This window comes from Halorubrum sp. SS7, assembly GCF_005435055.1.
Classification (GTDB): Archaea; Halobacteriota; Halobacteria; order Halobacteriales; family Haloferacaceae; genus Halorubrum; species Halorubrum salinarum.
Genome location: NZ_SGXV01000118.1, coordinates 1 through 792, shown reverse-complemented (window position 1 = coordinate 792; position 792 = coordinate 1). Strand labels below are relative to the sequence as shown.

At 57.8% G+C, this 792-nt stretch carries 1 protein-coding gene and 2 pseudogenes; 2 read left to right on the top strand and 1 reads right to left on the bottom strand.

The features are described 5' to 3' along the window. The first annotated feature begins 117 nt into the window (after window positions 1-117). Together EXE44_RS16995 and EXE44_RS22120 are read left to right on the top strand one after the other, a co-directional pair. Window positions 118-486: a UPF0175 family protein gene (locus tag EXE44_RS16995; protein WP_092920992.1), complete on the top strand. Its 369-nt coding sequence runs from the start codon at window positions 118-120 to the stop codon at window positions 484-486. Beyond that, window positions 483-599, top strand: a pseudogene (locus EXE44_RS22120) (twitching motility protein PilT); the annotation flags it as partial. The gene EXE44_RS16995 and the pseudogene EXE44_RS22120, both read left to right, overlap by 4 nt. Window positions 600-631: 32 nt before the next feature. Here the strand turns inward: EXE44_RS22120 and EXE44_RS21590 are convergent. Beyond that, window positions 632-792, bottom strand: a pseudogene (locus EXE44_RS21590) (IS5/IS1182 family transposase); the annotation flags it as partial.

Genomic DNA, 792 nt, shown 5'->3' with positions numbered 1-792 from the left:
GATACGGAGAGCACCGCGAACGCCGCGGTCCGCAGAAGTTGAGACTGGTCGTCTCAATGTATATGGCATTCCGGCGCAGTTCATAAATAGTATGAAGCCGTAGCCTGAGATAGAACGATGGCTCGAATCACCGGCTCCTATCCAGACGATCTCGATCTCCTCATCGAGGGTGCGGTTGAGGCTGGCGTGTTTGGAGGCAAGAGTGATGCGTTGCGTGAATTCGTGCGTGAGTACTTCGAGGACCACGAAAACGAGCGGATAGCAGCTGCGGTCGCTCTCTATGAACGCGAGCGGATCACTCTCGGTGACGCAGCCAGACTCGCTGATGTCGATCGCTGGACGATGCGCGACATCCTCCGTGAACACGGTGTGGAACTTCGGCTCGGGCTCGCAGGTGAGGAGGATGCGGCCTACGAAGCGGAGGCGGCGACGGAACTCGAATTCGGTGATGAGCCTGCTGGTGACGGGCTATCGGACTCGCAATGACGACTGCCGATATTCCAGCGGACCCGAGCGTTCTCAATACGACTGTTCTATCGAACTTTGCCTACATCGACCAGTTGTGGGTGGTGGCCGGACTCTCGGGAATTTGTACAGTACTGCTTTTTTGAATCCGATGACGGCATCGGGGTCACTGTTTGAGAGCCTGTTCGAGGTTGTAGACTGTGGCGGTCAACACGAGTTCGCGGAACTCGCGGTACCACGCGCGAGGGTGGACAGCGGGGCCGAACCGACGCTTGATGGCCGAAAAGGCAGTCTCGGCCATCCAGCGCTGGCCGTCTAATTCTCTGT

What these genes read in the sequence shown, in the direction of transcription:
- EXE44_RS16995 (WP_092920992.1), top strand. Translation starts at nt 118, where the DNA reads ATGGCTCGAATCACCGGCTCCTATCCAGACGATCTCGATCTCCTCATC.